Below are 16713 nucleotides of genomic sequence, written 5' to 3' on the forward strand. Positions count from 1 at the left end.
CCTCGCACCCATGCCGGTTGCCCCATGACCTCCCGTCTGCGCAGCACCGAGCGTCGCAATCCCCGCTCGACCGACCTCGACCTGCTCGAGCCCTCGGCGCTGGTCGAGCTCTTCGTCGCCGAGGAGGCCCGGGTCCCCGCCGCGATCGAATCCGCGCGTGCGTCGATCGCCGCCGCCATGGCGCTGATCGAGGCGGCTTTCCGTCGCGGTGGCCGCCTGACGTATGTGGGCGCCGGGACGTCCGGACGGCTCGGCGTCCTCGATGCCTCGGAATGCCCACCGACCTTCGGCACGCCGCCGACGATGGTGCAGGGCATCATCGCCGGCGGCCCGGAGGCGCTGGTGCGTTCCGTCGAGGGGGCCGAGGACGATCTCGCGGCCGGCGGAGCCGCCGTCGAGGCGCGCGCCGTCGGCGTCGACGATGTCGTCGTCGGCATCGCGGCGAGTGGCACCACCCCGTTCGTCCATGGGGCGCTGCAATGCGCCGCCGCGCGGGGCGCGCGCACCGTCTTCTTCAGCTGCGCCGAGCCGCCCGCGGCGATGGTCAGCCTGGTCGATGTCGTCATCCACGTGGATGTCGGCCCGGAACTGGTCACTGGGTCGACCCGGCTCAAGGCCGGCACTGCCACCAAGCTGGTCCTGAACATGCTCACGACCGGCGCCATGGTGCGGATCGGCAAGACGTGGGGCAACCTGATGGTCGATGTGCAGGTGACCAATGCGAAGCTCGAGGATCGCGGCGAACGCATCGTGATGGAGGCGACCGGCGCCCCGCGTGCGGCGGCGCGCACCGCGATTCATGCCGCGGGCGGTCGCGTCCGCACCGCGATCGTGATGTTGCACGAGGGCGTCGATGCCGTGGCCGCCGAGGCACGACTCGTCGCGGTCGATCGCCGGTTGCGCGCCATCGTTGGCGATCCGCCACCGATTGCGGAGCCGGCATGACGCAGGCACCGATGCTGCTGGTCGGGCTGATGTCGGGAACGTCGCTCGACGGCGTCGATGCCGCGTTGGTGAAGATCGCCGGTCCCACGCGTGTCGACCTCCTCGGTTTCGTGCATCGGGCCTACTCTGCCGCAGAGCGTGCGCAGATCGAGGGGGTGCTCGCCGGTGCGTCGATCGCCGAGACGGCGCACCTGCACGTCGCGCTGGCCGAGTGGGCCGCCGAGGCGATCGACACCCTCCTCGAGTCGACGCACACCCGCGCCGACGCCCTCGCGGCCATCGCCTTTCCCGGGCAGACGATGTGGCATGAGCCACCACGCGTGACGCTCCAACTTGGCGAACCGGCCGTGCTGGCCGAGCGGTTCGGCGTGCGCATCGTTTCGAACCTGCGGGCCCGCGATGTCGCCGCCGGTGGCCAAGGTGCGCCGCTCGTCCCGATCGTCGATGCGATGCTCTTCGGCGCGGCGGGCCACGCTCGGGTGCTGCTCAACATCGGTGGCATGGCGAACGTGACCTGGGTGCCGCCCCATGGTGGGCTCGATGGTGTGGTGGGGGCCGATACCGGGCCGGGGATGGCGATCATCGATGAGTTGGCGCGCCGTGCGGTGCCGGGGCTGCCGTTCGACACCGACGGCGCGGTGGCGCGCGCGGGCCGCGTGCAGGAGGAGTTCCTGGCGGAGTTGCTGGCCGATCCCTTCTTTGCCGCTCCGCCGCCGCGCAGCACGGGCCGGGAACGCTTCGGGCGCGACTACGCCGAGGCGATCGCCACCCGCTGTCCGGGACCCGATGGCGTGCGGACGGCGGTCGCCTTGACGGTGGAGGGGATTGCGCGGTTCGCCGCCGACTTCCTGCCACCGTTCACGGAATTGGTGGTGGCCGGTGGTGGCAGTCGGCATCCGGTGGTGATGGCGGAGTTGTCACGGCGGTTCGCGGCGCAGGACGTGACGGTCGGCGCCTTCGACGAGTTGTTCTTCGCGGCGGAGGCGAAGGAGGCGGTGGCGTTCGCGATGTTGGGATGGCTGACGCTGCACGGACAACCGGGGAACCTGCCGGCCGTCACCGGCGCCGCCGGGCCGCGGGTGCTCGGCTGCATCACCCCGCCGTGAGGCGGGGCGTCAGCTGAGGAGCAGGGCGATCGCCAGGACGGCCATCGCGACAGCGATCACCACCAGCGTCAGCCCGGTGGGCGAGCCGCTCCGCGGCGCGGGCGACGGCATGACCTCTGGGCGTGGCGGGGCAGGAAAGGCAGCCGTCGGCTGCAGCCCGGGGCGCTCGTCCGTGGTGAGGAACTCGTGGTAGCCTGGTTCGATATCACTGGCGGACGGCAGCCCGTCGCCGTCGAAGCGGACCGCCACCACCGTGATGTTGTCCGGGCCGCCGCGCTCGTTGGCCAGCGCGACCAGGCGCGAGCAGAGCCGCTCGATGTTCGGCTCCTGGCGCACCGCTTCGGCAATTTCGTCCCGGCGGACCACCGTGGAGAGCCCATCGCTGCAGATGATGAGCACGTCGCCCTGTTGCAGCGACTGCCACGACAGGTCGACGCGCACATCGGAGTCAGGGCCGAGGGCCTGCAGGATGATGTTGCGCCGCTCGCTCGCCTCGGCTTCTTCCTCGGTGAGTTCGCCGACCTCGACGAGGCGCTGGGTCAGCGATTGATCGCGGGTCAGCTGGCGGGCGATGTCGCCGCGGACGAGATACCCCCGCGAGTCACCGATCTGCGCGATGTACAGCCGGTCGCCGTGTACGCCGGCCACCGTGGCCGTCGTCCCCATGCCGCGGACCTCGTGATGCTCGCCGGCGTAGGCATGGAGGATTTCGTTCGCGCGCTCGACCGCCTGCACGAGGTGATGCGCGAAGCGGTCCTCGGAGTGGTCGGCGTCTTCGCGCCACGCACTGGCCATGTGCTCATGGATGGCGACGGCGGCCATCTCACTGGCGATCTCGCCTGCGGCAGCGCCACCCATGCCATCGGCGACCAGATAGAGCGCACCACGCTCGCCGACGGTGTGCGCTTCCGGACGCGATTCACGGATCGGCTCGCCGGTCGCCAGGTCCGCCACGAGGAAGGTGTCCTCGTTGTGGTCCCGCGTACGGCCCCGATCCGTGACAGCGTACAAGGAAGCGCGAACGTTCGACGTAGGCATGGCTCCTGTTCTGATGAGCGCGAGTTCCGGCTGGTGGAAGATAGGGCGCTCCCCCAAAGCACGTCAACGCGAAACTCTGCTAAGTGACGGTCCGAATGTGTTTTACGATGATGCTCCGAGCCCTTCCCCTGCTGGGACTCGTCCTGGCGCCCCGCCTCGAGGCCCAGCGTCCGTTGCCACCGATCCCCGCTGTCCACGGGGAATTGCGGCTCGATGTCCGCTATCCCAAAGCAGGAAGCGTGCTCGATATCGCCGACTCGACGTTTCTCATGGGAAACGTCGGTGATGGAGCCGCCACCCTGACCGTGAACGGCCTGGCGGTCCCGGTGGCCCCCAATGGCGCGTGGCTCGCCTGGATTGCGGTGCCCCAGGATTCTGCCGTGGTGATCCGCCTCGAGGCGCGACTCGGGAGCCGTGTCGTGAAGAGCGAACTGCCGCTCCGCCGCGCCGGGTGGGTCCGCCGCACCGGCGCGTGGGTGGTGCCGGGCTCACTGCAACCCCGATCCCAATTCTGGCTGCCCGCCGATGAGGCGCTCACCCTCCGGGTGCGCGCGGTGCCGGGGGCGTCGGTGCGCCTCGTGCTCCCCGACGGCCGCGCGCTGCCATTCGCCGCCGCCGCCGTGGCCGATCCCCCGGCGGCGAGTCTCCTTGCCTTCGAGCGGGACGAGCGTCGACTCGACCGCAGTGCCGTCGCGACGACCTACCTCGCCCGGCTCGATGGCGAGACGGCATCGGGCGGCGACGACTGGTTGCGGGTCGGCATGCCGACGGCCGGTACCATGCCGCAGCTCGAAGTCGTGCTGGGGTCCGACACGACGCGACTCCCGTGGCCCCTGACCGTGCGTCGTCAGGGCGTGCGTCCGACCGTCGTGCGATTGGACGAACCCGCCAGGCTCGGTGCCGAGCGCGATGGCATCGTCATTGGCCGGAATCTCCCTGGCGGGACGTACCACTGGTTCTTTCCGGTGGGAACCGTGGCCACTGCGGAAGCGCGGCAGGATGATCTGGTGCGCCTGCGGCTTGCCTCCGGTGCGACCGCATGGGTGCCGATCGCCGAGGTGGTCCCGCAGCGCGGGATGGCATTGCCCGGCCTCGCCGTCATGGGGTCGCTAACGCTGGCGTCCACGCCGAGCGGCGCGCGCCTTCGCATTCCCCTGACCGCGCCGGTCGCGCATCAGGTGCGCGCCACGCCGGCGGGGCTCGCCATCACCCTCTTCGGCGTGGCCGGCGACGCCGACTGGACGCGCTACCCGGTGACCGGCCGCTTCGTGCGCTGGCTTGGCTGGCATCAGGTGTCGACGGATCGGGTCGAACTGGAGGTGTCGTTCGCCCAACCGCTCTGGGGATGGCGGGTGCGCATCGATCGCGGCGATCTGCTCTTCGAGTTTCGGCAGCCGCCGACCGTCGATCGCGTCAATCCACTGAAGGGTCGGCGCATCGTGCTCGATCCCGGGCATCCGCCACTCGGTGCCTGTGGCCCGACCGGCCTTTGCGAGCCGGAGGCGACGTTGGCGGTGGCGCGCCTCGCCGCCGCCCGACTGCGCGCGTCGGGGGCCGTCGTCTCCCTGACGCGGGAGGATGCCCGGCCAGTGGAACTCTGGCAGCGCGTGGCCATCGCCGATTCCCTCGAGCCCGACGTGCTGGTCTCGATCCATCTGAATGCCCTGCCCGACGGAATCAACCCCTTCACGAACAACGGCAGCAGCACTTTCTTCCAGCATCCGCAGTCCATTGCGCTTGCCCAGGACATCCAGGAGGAGCTGGCGCGTCGGCTCGGACTGCGCAACCTCGGCATCGCGCGCGGCGATCTCGCGATGGTCCGCCCGACATGGTATCCGGCGGTGCTCGCCGAGGGGTTGTTCCTGATGATCCCGCTGCAAGAGGCCGCCATGCGGACACCCGACGGTCAGGAGCGGTACGCCGAGGCGATTGTCGCCGGGCTGCGGACGTTTCTTGGCCGCGCCACGCTGTCCACGAACGATGCACCCAAGCGTCCCCAACCAGCAGCCTCCCCTGACCGACCCGAGTGACCATGGCCCGCCCCAGCCGTTGCGCAATCCTGCTCCCCTTGTTGCTCCTGCTGCTGGCGGGGCGATCGGGGGCACAGGGGCCGGCGGGGCGTCGTGAGCTCGCGGCCCTGCGCGATTCACTCGCGCGGGTGGCCGATTCCGTTTCACTGCTCGCCCTGGAAGGACAGTGGATGGGCGAGGCGCGCCGGGATCGGGACAGCGCGATGGTGCATCTCCGGCTCGGCTTCGTGGCGGTGCGACTCGGGGAACTCGGGGGGAAGAAGCACTACGATGATGCCGCGTCGGAATTCCAGTGGGCCACGACGCTGCAACCGACCTGGCCGTACGGTTGGTTCGGACTCGGCCTGGCCGAGCTCGGCGTCGGCGACTCCGACTTCTCCCCCGTGGCCGGACTGAAGACGATGTTGGGGAAGGACGCGCTGACGCGGTCGGCCAATGCCTTCGCACGCAGCGCCGAGGTCGACCCCTCGTTCGTCATCGGGCTCGTCGAACTGAGCAATACCGCGCTGCGGCAAATCGTGAACGCGCGCATGGACGTGGCGCTCGCCGCGCTGCGTCGCGCGTCGCGCACACCGGCCGCGCGCCACCCCGATGTGTTGCTGGCGCGGGCACGTGTCGAACGCGAAGTGGGAAGTGCCGACTCCGCGCTCGCGGCGGCCGATGCACTGCTCGCCCTGGACCGCATCAATGTCGAGGGACTGCTGGAGCAAGCGCGGGCGCGCTTCGCGCTTGGCCGGCTCGACGGTGGCGAGCCATGGTATCGTGGGCTCGGGCTGGCCGAGGGGCCCGTGCTCGCGATGTACCGTCGGGACCTCGCCCTGGTGATGCCGGCGACCACGCTCGCCGCGTTTGATGCTGCCGCGCCGACGGCGCGTGTCACCCTGGTGCGGGCGTTCTTCGAGCGCCGCGATCACGACGAACTGCAGCGCGTCGGTGGCCGCCTGCGCGAGCACTACGCCCGGCTCGATCATGCCCAGCGCAACTTCCGCCTCGTGTCCCGGCGGCGGCAATACGACATCCAGGAACGCTACCGCTCCACGCAGGACGACTTCGATGATCGCGGCGTGATCTACGTGCGGCATGGGGCACCCGACCAGCGCGTCCAGTACAACGTGCCGGGGATCGAGCCGAACGAGTCGTGGCGCTACCAGCGGGTGACCGGCGATCTCGTCTTTCACTTCGTGGCACGTCAGGACGTGCAGGACTTCCGCCTGGTCGAGAGCGTGCTCGACATTCTCGGCTTCGCGGGGGCGATGGCGGCGCGCGATTCGGGACAATTGTCATCGTCCGGTCAGGCGGAAGCCCTGGTGCGTTCCCGCGAGCCGCTCGGTGCACTTTATTCCCGGATGTTGGGGGCCGCGCGAGGAGGGGGGACGATGTTGCAGACCGAGGAGCGGGCAATTGGCCGGAAGAGCATCGCCATCGGGACGCGCACCGACAGTTGGCCGTTGCGTTTTCGGCGCACCCTCGACGCCACGATTTTCGTCGCGGCCGCGGGGGCGGACAGCGCCGGTCCGCAACTGCAGATCGCGTTCGCCGTGCCGACCAAGGGGCTCACCATCGAGGTCGGACAGGGTGGCGACATGGCCGAGCTCCGGCTTCGGGCCACCGTCCTCGATCTCGATGGCGCGCTCGTCGCCTCGCTCGACACCGTCCGACGCTTCCTGATGAAGGAGCCCGCGGGCGCCGACGGGCAGCTCCTCGGACGCCAGGCCCTCCGAGTGCCGGCCGGACGACTTACCGTGCGCGCGTCGCTCGAACAGGGCCCAGCCGGCATTGGCAGTCGGAGGGACACCGTGGTGGTCACCTCACCGACCGCCCGGGCGTTGGGTCTCTCGGACCTGGTGGTCGGGACGCGCTCCGTACGACTCTTCTGGGTACCCTCGACCGGCGATACCACGTGGCTCAATCCGCTTGCCAGATTCCGTCGCAGTGAGCCGATGCAGCTGAGCTTCGAGGTGAGCGGCCTGCTGGCGGGCAGCGCCTATCGGACCGAGGTGCGCATTGTGCGCCCGGGTGGGTCGGCGCTCTCACGGCTCTTCCGGGGCGGGTCGGCGTTGCGAGTGGCCGCCAATGGAGTCCATCCGGGAGGCTTGCTCGTGGTGCATCGGGAACTCGCCCTCGACCAAGTCGGTCCGGGGACGTATCTCGTGGAAGTGACGGTCTCGACCCCCGCGGGGGAGAAGGTGACTCGCCAGCAGGAAATCACGGTCGTCAAATGAGCGGACTGCGCGCCCTCCGAAGGATTCCCGTCTTCGCGCTGCTCCTCGCCGCGCCGCTTGCGGCGCAGGGGAGCGGGGCTCCGGCATTGCGCGACGTGCGACGTACCGTCGGCGTCGTGCGGAGCGCCGATTCGCTCCGACAGTTGGAGCAACTCGCGATCGCGGAGGTGCGCACGCGGCGCGACGACCCCTCGCTCCACCTCCAACTCGGCTTCATCGCGTTGCGCCTCGGTGAGGTGACCGGTGAGATGCGGCACTACGAGGATGCCTACGACGAATTCGGCGCCACCGTCACCCTCAAGCCGGGATGGTGGATTGGCTGGTACGGGCAGGCGCTCGCCCAACTGGGGGCGCAGGCTGCGGACATCGGCGTCTTCGCCGCCTTCCGGAAGCTGACCGGCGTCGACCCGGAGCTTGAGGCCGCCACGAAACTGGCCACCTCGGCGGGGCTCGACTCGCTCCGCGCGGAAGGATTGGTGCAGTTCGGTCGCGAGGCGCTGGCAAAGGGTGATGCCCGACTCGTCGCGGTGGCGCGTGAAGCGTTGCGGCAATCTGCCGGCGGACCGGCTGGTGCGCTTCGCGATGTCCAGCTGCTGCGCGCGGTGATCGAGCGGCACTCGGGCCGGGGCGATGTCGCGTTGGCGCTCCTGGAGCCGTTGGCGCGTCGCGAAGCCAACGACGCCGAGATCCAGCTTGAGCTGGCCCAGACGCGCTTCACCTCCGGCCAACTCGGCGGGCTGGCTCCCTGGTATGCGGCTCTCGGCGGCGCCGAGGGTCCCGTCCTCGCGCGGCTCCATGACGACCTGGTTCTCGTGATGCCGGATTCGACCTTGCGAGCGCTGATGGACGCGACCGGGTCGGCGCGGGTCGCGATCGCGCGCCGCTTCTGGGACGTCCAGGAAGTCAGCGGACTGCCCGTCACCGCCGAGCGGCTGCGCGACCACTACCTGCGCCTCGAAATCGCGCGGTCCAACTACCGGCGCGTCGATTCCACCACGCCACCGATCACGCTGCGCGGCATGCGCGATGGCAGTCGCGAATTCGACGCGCGCGGTGTGGTGGTCGTGCTGCACGGCGCGCCGATTGGTCGCACGACGCTCAACTTGCCGGGGATGCTGGAGAACGAGTCGTGGTCGTACCCGGGCCGCGTCGACGGCGACACCTTGCTCTTCCACTTCGTGGTCCCGAAGGGGCGCAAGGATGCCGTGTTGGTGGAGAGTGTCGTCGATCTCTTCGCGCTGAGTGGCCAGGCGCACCTGATGGCGACGCCCAAGGACACGGCCAGCAACGGTCGGCCACTGATCGAGACCTATGGTGCCTCCCTGACTGCCCAGACGATGCAGGAACTCTTCCTGTCGCGGGAGACCATTGCGCCGATCTACGCGCGCATGTTCAACGAAGGACGCGATGGCGCCGCCACGCTGCAGCCAGTGGAGCGAGCGGTTGGGGCGCGCAGCATTGCCACCGGCACCACCTGGGTCTTGAATTTCGAGCTGCCGCTCGAGGCTTCGGTGGATGTGGTTGCAGTCGGCGAGGCGCCCACGGGCCGCCTGTTGCAATTGGCGTTTGCGATTCCCGGGCGGGCGCTCACGCCGACGGTGACCGTCCAGGGCGCGCTCTACCGCGTGCGCCTGCGTGGTGCGGTGCGCGACGCGCGCGGCGAGGTGGTCGCGACGGTCGACACGGTGCGGACGTTCCGGACGCGCGGCGTCCTGGCCCCTGGGGAGTACCTCCTCGGCCGTACGCCCGTCGCCGTGCCGCCAGGTGACTACACCGTGCAGCTGGCGGTCGAGACCGACCATCGCGGGGTGGTGACAGCAGCGCAGTCGGTGCGCGTCGTTCCCGCGACCGGCACCACGCTCGTCATCTCGGACCTCGTGCTGGGCTCACGCCGCGTCCCGCTCGCGGTGCCGACGATCACCCGCGATACCGCGTGGGTGAACCCGATGCGCCGGTTCACGCGCTCGACACCGATGCAACTCTATTTCGAGCTGGCCGGCGTGCCTGCGGGCACACCCTATCAAGTCACGCTCGCCGTGGTGCGGCAGGGCACCTCCGGCTTCCTCGGCCGCCGTGAGAAGGCGGCCCTCAGTCTCGGCTTCGGCGGTGAGCACCCGGGGGGCGTCGCGGCGATCGATCGTGAGTTCAACCTGAGTCGACTCGAGCCGGGTGACTACCGACTCGAAGTCACCGTGACCGCCCCGGGCCAGGCACCGGTGGTCCGGCATCGGGAGTTCGCCGTCGTGAAATGAGGGTCCGCCTGTTCGGACTCGCGGTCTCGTTTCTCGTCGCGGTGGTCGCGACGCCGACGGCGCATGGGCAAAGCCCGCTCCAACGCGACGCGCTCACCCGACTGCGCGATTCCCTGACCTATGCCCATGACACGATCGCCCTTCGGGCACTCGAGTCGCGGGAGATTGATCACGCCCGTACCCGGCGCGATGATCCGATGGTGCACCTGCGGCTCGGGCTGATCGCGTTGCGGCTCGCCGAGCAGCTTGGCGGAAGGCACTGGGACGACGCGTACAGCGAGTTCGAGTGGGCGGCAGAGTTGGCGCCAACCTGGCCGTGGCCATGGTTCGGCATTGGCCTCACCGCCTCCGCCGCGCCGGACCGGGCAGAGGGATTCGCCGGTGGCCTCTATGCCATGATCGGCGCCGATCGCCATCGCATTGCCGGCACCGCCTTCGCCAGGGCCGTGAGCCTCGATCCGAGCTTTACCGACGGCCTGGTCGAGTTTGCGATCACCGCGCGCGACACCCGCATTGATGCGCCCCTCGATGGCGCGTTGGCGGCGCTTCGGCTCGGCATGGCCTCCCCGGTGAGCTGGACAGGAGCGCTGCTGCTGGAACGCGGTCGACTCGAGCGGCTTGCCGGCTCGCCCGACTCCGCCGTGCTGGCCTTTCGCCGCGCGCTGCAGGTTGGTTTCCGTTCGAGCATGGCCTGGCTTGAGCTTGCACGCACGCTGCCACTGCTCTCGGACGAGGCGGCGTCGCGCACCCGCGTTGGGGAACGCGAGTTCTCGGCCGCCTACTTCGCGGGGGCCGGTGGGGACGATCCCGAGGTCCTCACCATGTATCGCCGCGACCTTGAACCGATCGTCGACGATACGCTGCTGGTTGCCTTCGACTCGCTGAGCGGCCCCGCGCGCGTCACCTGGTTGCGTGAGTTCTGGCACAATCGCGATGCCCTCGACCTGCGCCCGGCCGGCGCCCGACTCGGTGAGCACTATCGACGGTGGCAGGTTGCGCTGAAAGAGTTCCGGTTGCCCCCCTTCCGGCGGCGCTACCGATTCGGCATCGAGATCTTCCGCAGCAACGACCAGGAACTCGACGATCGCGGCATTGTCTACCTGCGCCAGGGCGAGCCCGCGCGCCGGATCGTCTGGGCACCCGACCGCCGGCGCAACATCACCGACGCCCTCGAACGGACCTACGGCAGCGAGACCTGGTTGTATCGGCGTCCCGATGGCGACCTGGTGCTCCACTTTCTGGCCCGCGAGGATCAGGCCGACTTCCGCGCCGTGCCGAGCATCTTCGACCTCGACATTGCGCAGACGGAGCTCGAGGTGCGCTCGCGCGAGGTGCCCGGGTTGACGCGGCTCCTCTTCGCCGGCGAGTACACGCGCGACATGTTGCGGCAAGAGGAGCAAGTGCGGTCGCGCCGGAGTCTCGCAATCGCGACGCAATCAGATTCCTGGGAGCGGCAGTACGACGTGGCATTGCCGGGGCGCGTGCAGTGGTACGCGGTCGGCTCGCGAGACGGGCTCCCGCTGGTCCACATGGTCTACGCCGTCGACGCCGAGGCGCTGCGCGCCCAGCCGGGGACGGGACCGGTGTCCGTGGCGTTGCGCGGGGGCTTCTTCACTCGGGCGGGACAGGCCGTGGCATCGCTCGACACGGTGCAGCTGGTGCGTCGCCCCGCGGCAGGAGTGCGCCAAGTGGCATTGCGGGCGGAGGTCGTGGTGCCACCGGGCGATCACAAGGTTCGCGTCGGGGTGCAACTCTCGCCCCGGACCGGCTCGATCTTTCCCGGCGACTCGCTCCGCGTCCCCGCGGTCATCGGCGACACCCTCGAACTCTCCGCACTGCTGATCGGTCAGCCTGCCCACGGCCTCTCCTGGGCGGTCACCGAGGCCGACACCGCCTGGCTCGACCCGGTGCCGGTCTACTCGGCGAACGACACGGTGACCGTCTATGCCGAGACGTATGGCGCGCAACGGGGGAGGAGTATCAGGTCAGGATCACCGTGACTCGGCAGCGGAGTGGCCTCGCAAAGCTCCTGGGGGGCGGTCGGGATGCCATCGCCCTGAGCGAGCGGACGCGGCTCGATGGGGATCGCTCGCGGCTTCGTCGGGCGTTGGCATTGGGGGGACTCGAGCCGGGCAACTACATTCTCGAATTGGTGGTCGAAGGGGCGGGCAGTCGAACCAGTCGTCGTCGAGGGCTGAACATCCGTGGCTGAATCGTGGAGCGAGTTCGGGCAGCCCTCGATCGACTCGTCAGCGTGGGTCGCGCCGGGGGCCATCGTCGTCGGTGAGGTCGAGATCGGGGCCGACAGCTCCATCTGGTACGGCTGCGTCCTTCGGGGCGACAACGACCGGATTGTCATCGGCCGGGAGAGCAATCTCCAGGACCTGACCATGGTCCATGTCGATGCCGGCGTCCCCTGTCGGATTGGCGACCGGGTCAGCGTCGGGCATCGGGCCATCCTGCATGGCTGCACGGTGATGGACGGGGCGTTGATCGGGATGGGTGCCATCCTGCTGAACGGGGCGGTGGTCGAGGCCGGGGCGATCGTCGCGGCCGGCGCGCTGGTCCCCGAAGGGCGGGTCATCCCGGCCGGGATGCTGGCGGTCGGAAGCCCCGCCCGCGCCACGCGGCCCGTGGACGAGCTGCTCGCCGGCCGTCGCGAGGGGACCTGGTCGCACTATGTGGAACAGGCGCGCCGCCACGCGCGAATGTGGAAAAACATTCATAGTGGTTGATTTGTGATGTGAATTCTCCTGAGCCAGATTCTACCTCGCCTTTTTGGTGCATTGCCCCCCCGTCGCCTGACCCGTAGTTTGCTCTCCCTTGGCACGCGTGCCGAGCCGGATCTCTGCGGATGTCCGGCCTCGGTCGTGCCCCCGGGATTGGGGTGCCCGTTCGCGGGTGACTGGCACGCCCTGCACGACTTCGTCGATCACCATCTGCCACATTTTGAGAGGTCCCATGGATTCGTCTCCAGACCGGAGCGCAGTTGAACTGTCGCCCAACGCGATCACGGTGCTCGAGAAGCGCTACCTGCTGAAGGACGAGACCGGCGCTCCGGTGGAGCAGTCCGAGGATCTCTTCTGGCGGGTGGCCACCACGATCGCGGCTCCGGATGCGACGTATGGGGCCTCGGCGGGCGCGGTGGACGCGCTCGCCGAAGCGTTCTACGAGGTGATGGCGAAGCGGCTGTTCATGCCGAACTCGCCGACCCTCATGAACGCCGGCCGCCCCCTGGGGCAGCTCTCGGCGTGCTTCGTCCTCCCGGTCGACGACACCCTCTCGAACGGCGAGAGCGGCATCTATGACACGCTGCGGGCCATGGCGCTGGTGCACCAGTCCGGCGGCGGCACCGGCTTCTCGTTCTCGCGCATCCGGCCGCGGAACGACATCGTCCGCTCGACGATGGGCGTCGCCTCGGGTCCGATCTCGTTCATGTCGCTGTACGACGCCTCCACCGACGTCGTGAAGCAGGGCGGGACGCGTCGTGGCGCGAACATGGGGATCCTCCGGGTGGACCATCCGGACGTTCTCGACTTCATCGCCTGCAAGTCCGACATCACCAAGATCACCAACTTCAACATCTCGGTCGGCATCACCGATGCCTTCATGACCGCGCTGGAGAAGGGGGAGTCGTACAACCTGATCGACCCCCGCACCAAGCACGTCGTCGGCGAGTTGCCGGCGTCCGAGGTCTGGTCGCGGATCATCCACGGCGCCTGGAAGACCGGCGAGCCGGGAGTGTTCTTCATCGATCGCGCCAACCATTACAACCCGGTGCCGCACCTCGGCGCGTACGAGGCCACCAATCCGTGTGGCGAGCAGCCGCTGCTGCCGTACGACGTCTGCAACCTCGGCTCGATCAACCTCGCCGAGTTCGTGGTCGACGGTCAGATCGACTGGGAGGGGCTGCGCCGGGTCGTGCACCTGACGACGCACTTCCTCGAGAATGTGATCGACGCGAACGCCTATCCGCTCCCCGAGATCACCGATCTCGCCAACCGGATCCGGCGCATCGGGCTCGGCGTCATGGGGCTGGCCGACCTCTTCATCCGCATGGGGATTCCCTACGACTCGACCGAAGCGGTCGAGCTGGGCCGGAAGCTCCAGGCGTTCGTCGACGACGAAGCGAAGGTGGAGTCGGAGCGGCTCGCGAGCATCCGCGGCGTCTTCCCCGAGTGGGAGAAGAGCATCTGGGGTCCGGACAAGAGCTGCGCCCGTGGCGCCGACGGCAAGCGCATTCGCCCGATGAAGAAGCTGCGCAACTGCAACGTCACCACCGTCGCGCCGACCGGCACGATCTCGATCATCGCCGGCTGCTCGTCCGGGATCGAGCCGCTCTTCGCCGTGGCGTTCATGCGCAACCAGGCCGGCGTGCTGATGCCGGACGTGAACGAGGATTTCCTCGCCGTCGCCAAGCGGGAGGGGTGGCACAGCGAGGAACTGATGCGCCGCATCGCCGCCGAGGGGCACATCAACTTCCCGGAGGTGCCGGTGAAGTGGCAGCGCGTCTTCGTGACCGCGAATCACATCGCCCCCGAGTGGCACATCCAGATGCAGGCGGCGTTCCAGGAGCACAACGACTCCGCCATCTCCAAGACCTGCAACTTCGCGCATGATGCGACGGAGGAGTACGTCGAGGAGATCTACCGGATGGCCTACAAGCTCGGTTGCAAGGGCGTCACGGTGTATCGTGACGGCTCGCGGGACATGCAGGTGCTCTCGACCGGCACCACGGCCAAGAAGGTGGCCGAGCAGGCCACCGCCGAAGGGAAGGCCTCGGCGCGCGCCGACCTCGACATGTCGAGCAGCGACGAGGGGATGACCACCCGCGAAGTCGCCGCGGAGCGCGCCGGTGCACTCGCCGAGGCCGACGCCGAAATCGCCCGGCTGCGGCAGGTGGTGCACGAGCTCGAGAGCGAGAACCTCCAGCGCCGCCAGAAGCGGTCGCGCCCGGAGCTGCTGAAGGGCGCCGTGCGCCGGCTGCAGACCCCGCTCGGCGATCTCTATGTCACCATCACCGAGGACGAGAAGGGCCAGCCCTTCGAGGTCTTCATGTCGCTCGGCAAGGCCGGCGGCGCGCTGATGGCCGACGTCGAGGCGATCGGCCGGCTCGTCTCGCTCGCACTGCGCTCAGGCATTCCGATCAAGGAGGTCTACCGCCAGCTCCGCGGCATCTCCTCCGACCGTGCCATCGGGGTCGGCCCGAACAAGGTCCTCTCGGTGCCGGATGCCGTCGGCATCGCGCTGGAGCGGTACATGTCCGACAAGCAGGGCGTTCAACAGGATCTCCTGACCACGACGGCCGAGACCGCCGTGCCGTCGCAGCCGATCGCGGTGATCCAGGATGGCCAGCAGATGATGCTCGGCGGCGGGATGCCGGAGACGCTCACCGGTGCGTGCCCCGACTGCGGCTCGCAGCTCGAGTTCGCCGAGGGGTGCATGAAGTGCCATGTCTGCGGATTCTCGGAGTGCGGCTGAGAAAGAGGTAGGGGCGCAGCAGGCTGCGCCCCTACACTTGACCCCCACATAACGCCCCGATGCATTCGGGGCTCCGGAGGGGGACCACGTCTCGCGGCGCGGCCCCCCTTCGTCTTTGCCGTCAGCCGCGTAGATTTTCCCCGTGCCCGCCCCCGATGCCTCCTCCGCGCCCCTGAAACAGCGCACCTTCGACCGCTCCATCGTGGAAGGTCCGCTGCAGGCTGCTGTCTGGAAGCTGGCGTGGCCCGCCATGCTCACGAACATCATCGGGGGGCTGCAGGGGCTCGTCGACCATGTGATGGTGGGCAACTACGTCGGCTTCACCGGCAACGCCGCCATCGGCGTGGCGAACCAGATCTTCATCGTCGTGATCGTCTTCATCATGTCGCTCTTCACCGGGATGAGCATCCTGGTGGCGCGCCACGCTGGTGCGCGCGATGTCCTCGGTGCGGACCGGGTCGTCTACCAGGCCTTCATCACGGCGATCGCGCTGTCGTTGGGTGTGCTGGCCCCGATCGGGTACTTCTCCGCGCCGGCCTTGCTGCGCTTCGTGAATGCGACGGCTGCGGTGCAGGCCGAGGCGCTGCCGTACCTGCGGATTTCCTGCCTCTTCTCGGTGGGGATGTTGATCTTCTTCATGTTGAGCGGCGCGCTGCGCTCGGCGGGCGATGCGCGAACGCCGATGCGCCTGGGCGTCGCGATGACCCTCCTCAACGTGACCTTCAACTCCATCCTGATCCGAGGCCTGGGTCCCATTCCCGCCTACGGCACCGCGGGTGCCGCGATGGGGACGGTACTCGCCTCGGCGATCGTTGGTGGATACGGCCTCTGGCGACTCTGGCATGGCGGGTGGGTCGTCGCGTTCCCGAAGGGGATGGGTTACCGCCTCGACTTCACCATCATCCGCTCGCTCTTCCGCTTCGGCTTGCCGACCGGAATCCAGGGGATCGCGATGAACGTCGGCGGCGTCCTGCTGTTGTCGGTGATCGGCTCGCTGGCAGCGAGCGCGCCGGCGCAGGCGGCGTATGCCGTCTCGTACGGGCAACTCTTCTCGTTCATCACCTGGACGTCCGTCGGCCTGATGGGCGCAGCCGCCACCGTGGTCGGACAGAACATCGGGGCGGGACAACCGGAACGCGGAGAAGCCGGCGTCAAGGTTGCCGCACGGTTTGCCGCGCTCGGCGCCTCGGCCGTGGGGCTGCTCTTCCTCTTCTTCCCGGCCCAGCTGCTCGCGGTCTTCGGGATGCGCGACGCGGAGGCCGTGGCGCTTGGCGTGCAGCTGCTGCGCGTCCTGTCGGTGTCCGGCGTCTTCATCGCGACGGCGCTCGCCTTCACCGGTGGGTTGCAGGGCGCGGGTGACACCAAGAGCCCGCTCTTCATCTCGATTGTCTCCCAGGTGGTCGTGCCGCTCGGGATCTGCTGGTCGATTCGCAGCGTGACCACGCTCGAGCCGCTCCACGTCTGGGGCGCGATCCTCGCGGGGCATGCCACCCGCTGCACCCTGAGCATCCTCCGCTTCCGCCAGGGGAAGTGGCGCGGCATTCTCGGGGGAACCACTGCGACCTCGCCTTGATCTTTTCTTGACCCTCCGCTCCCCACTTCATACGACGCATTGATCGATCACTCGGTAACATCCCAT

The 16713-nt window shown here is 69.0% G+C and carries 11 protein-coding genes; 10 read left to right on the forward strand and 1 reads right to left on the reverse strand.

Annotated features, from left to right (window positions below; genetic code table 11):
* Positions 1–24 precede the first annotated feature (24 nt).
* Together murQ and IPP98_14000 are read left to right on the forward strand one after the other, a co-directional pair.
* Complete coding sequence (gene murQ, locus IPP98_13995; GenBank protein ID MBL0180210.1) at positions 25–945, forward strand: N-acetylmuramic acid 6-phosphate etherase; 921 nt, start codon at positions 25–27, stop codon at positions 943–945.
* Positions 942–2051 carry an anhydro-N-acetylmuramic acid kinase gene (locus IPP98_14000; GenBank protein ID MBL0180211.1) on the forward strand — a complete coding sequence of 370 codons (1110 nt, stop codon included), beginning with the start codon at positions 942–944 and terminating at the stop codon, positions 2049–2051. Before murQ ends, IPP98_14000 begins: the two co-directional genes overlap by 4 nt.
* A 9-nt stretch (positions 2052–2060) precedes the next feature.
* Here IPP98_14000 and IPP98_14005 read toward each other — a convergent pair whose 3' ends face one another.
* Positions 2061–3062: a serine/threonine-protein phosphatase gene (locus tag IPP98_14005; GenBank protein ID MBL0180212.1), complete on the reverse strand. Its 1002-nt coding sequence runs from the start codon at positions 3060–3062 to the stop codon at positions 2061–2063.
* A gap of 134 nt (positions 3063–3196) precedes the next feature.
* On the opposite strand from IPP98_14005, the gene IPP98_14010 reads away from it, so the two are divergent.
* From IPP98_14010 to IPP98_14045, 8 genes are all read left to right on the forward strand, one after another.
* A complete protein-coding gene (locus tag IPP98_14010) occupies positions 3197–5119 on the forward strand; it encodes an N-acetylmuramoyl-L-alanine amidase (protein ID MBL0180213.1) in 1923 nt (640 codons plus the stop codon).
* A gap of 2 nt (positions 5120–5121) precedes the next feature.
* On the forward strand, positions 5122–7341 hold the full coding sequence (locus tag IPP98_14015; protein MBL0180214.1) for a GWxTD domain-containing protein: 2220 nt from the start codon (positions 5122–5124) through the stop codon (positions 7339–7341).
* Entirely contained in the window at positions 7338–9593 is a 2256-nt protein-coding gene (locus IPP98_14020) for a hypothetical protein (GenBank protein MBL0180215.1), read from the forward strand. The genes IPP98_14015 and IPP98_14020 overlap by 4 nt, the downstream gene beginning before the upstream one ends.
* Positions 9590–11593, forward strand: coding sequence for a hypothetical protein (locus IPP98_14025; GenBank protein ID MBL0180216.1), 2004 nt, complete (start codon positions 9590–9592; stop codon positions 11591–11593). Before IPP98_14020 ends, IPP98_14025 begins: the two co-directional genes overlap by 4 nt.
* Entirely contained in the window at positions 11590–11805 is a 216-nt protein-coding gene (locus IPP98_14030; protein ID MBL0180217.1) for a hypothetical protein, read from the forward strand. The genes IPP98_14025 and IPP98_14030 overlap by 4 nt, the downstream gene beginning before the upstream one ends.
* Positions 11798–12328 (forward strand): gamma carbonic anhydrase family protein, encoded by a 531-nt coding sequence (locus IPP98_14035; GenBank protein ID MBL0180218.1) that lies wholly within the window; start codon positions 11798–11800, stop codon positions 12326–12328. Before IPP98_14030 ends, IPP98_14035 begins: the two co-directional genes overlap by 8 nt.
* A gap of 226 nt (positions 12329–12554) precedes the next feature.
* On the forward strand, positions 12555–15074 hold the full coding sequence (locus IPP98_14040) for a vitamin B12-dependent ribonucleotide reductase (protein ID MBL0180219.1): 2520 nt from the start codon (positions 12555–12557) through the stop codon (positions 15072–15074).
* 142 nt (positions 15075–15216) lie between these two features.
* Positions 15217–16647: an MATE family efflux transporter gene (locus tag IPP98_14045; protein MBL0180220.1), complete on the forward strand. Its 1431-nt coding sequence runs from the start codon at positions 15217–15219 to the stop codon at positions 16645–16647.
* Positions 16648–16713 lie beyond the last annotated feature (66 nt).

It is taken from the genome of Gemmatimonadota bacterium (assembly GCA_016720805.1).
Taxonomy (GTDB): Bacteria; Gemmatimonadota; Gemmatimonadetes; order Gemmatimonadales; family GWC2-71-9; genus Palsa-1233.

Bases quoted from the DNA above. Each gene is read 5' to 3' on its own strand.
- murQ (MBL0180210.1), top strand. From the start codon at position 25: ATGACCTCCCGTCTGCGCAGCACCGAGCGTCGCAATCCCCGCTCGACC.
- IPP98_14000 (MBL0180211.1), top strand. From the start codon at position 942: ATGACGCAGGCACCGATGCTGCTGGTCGGGCTGATGTCGGGAACGTCG.
- IPP98_14010 (MBL0180213.1), top strand. From the start codon at position 3,197: ATGATGCTCCGAGCCCTTCCCCTGCTGGGACTCGTCCTGGCGCCCCGC.
- IPP98_14015 (MBL0180214.1), top strand. From the start codon at position 5,122: ATGGCCCGCCCCAGCCGTTGCGCAATCCTGCTCCCCTTGTTGCTCCTG.
- IPP98_14020 (MBL0180215.1), top strand. From the start codon at position 7,338: ATGAGCGGACTGCGCGCCCTCCGAAGGATTCCCGTCTTCGCGCTGCTC.
- IPP98_14025 (MBL0180216.1), top strand. From the start codon at position 9,590: ATGAGGGTCCGCCTGTTCGGACTCGCGGTCTCGTTTCTCGTCGCGGTG.
- IPP98_14040 (MBL0180219.1), top strand. From the start codon at position 12,555: ATGGATTCGTCTCCAGACCGGAGCGCAGTTGAACTGTCGCCCAACGCG.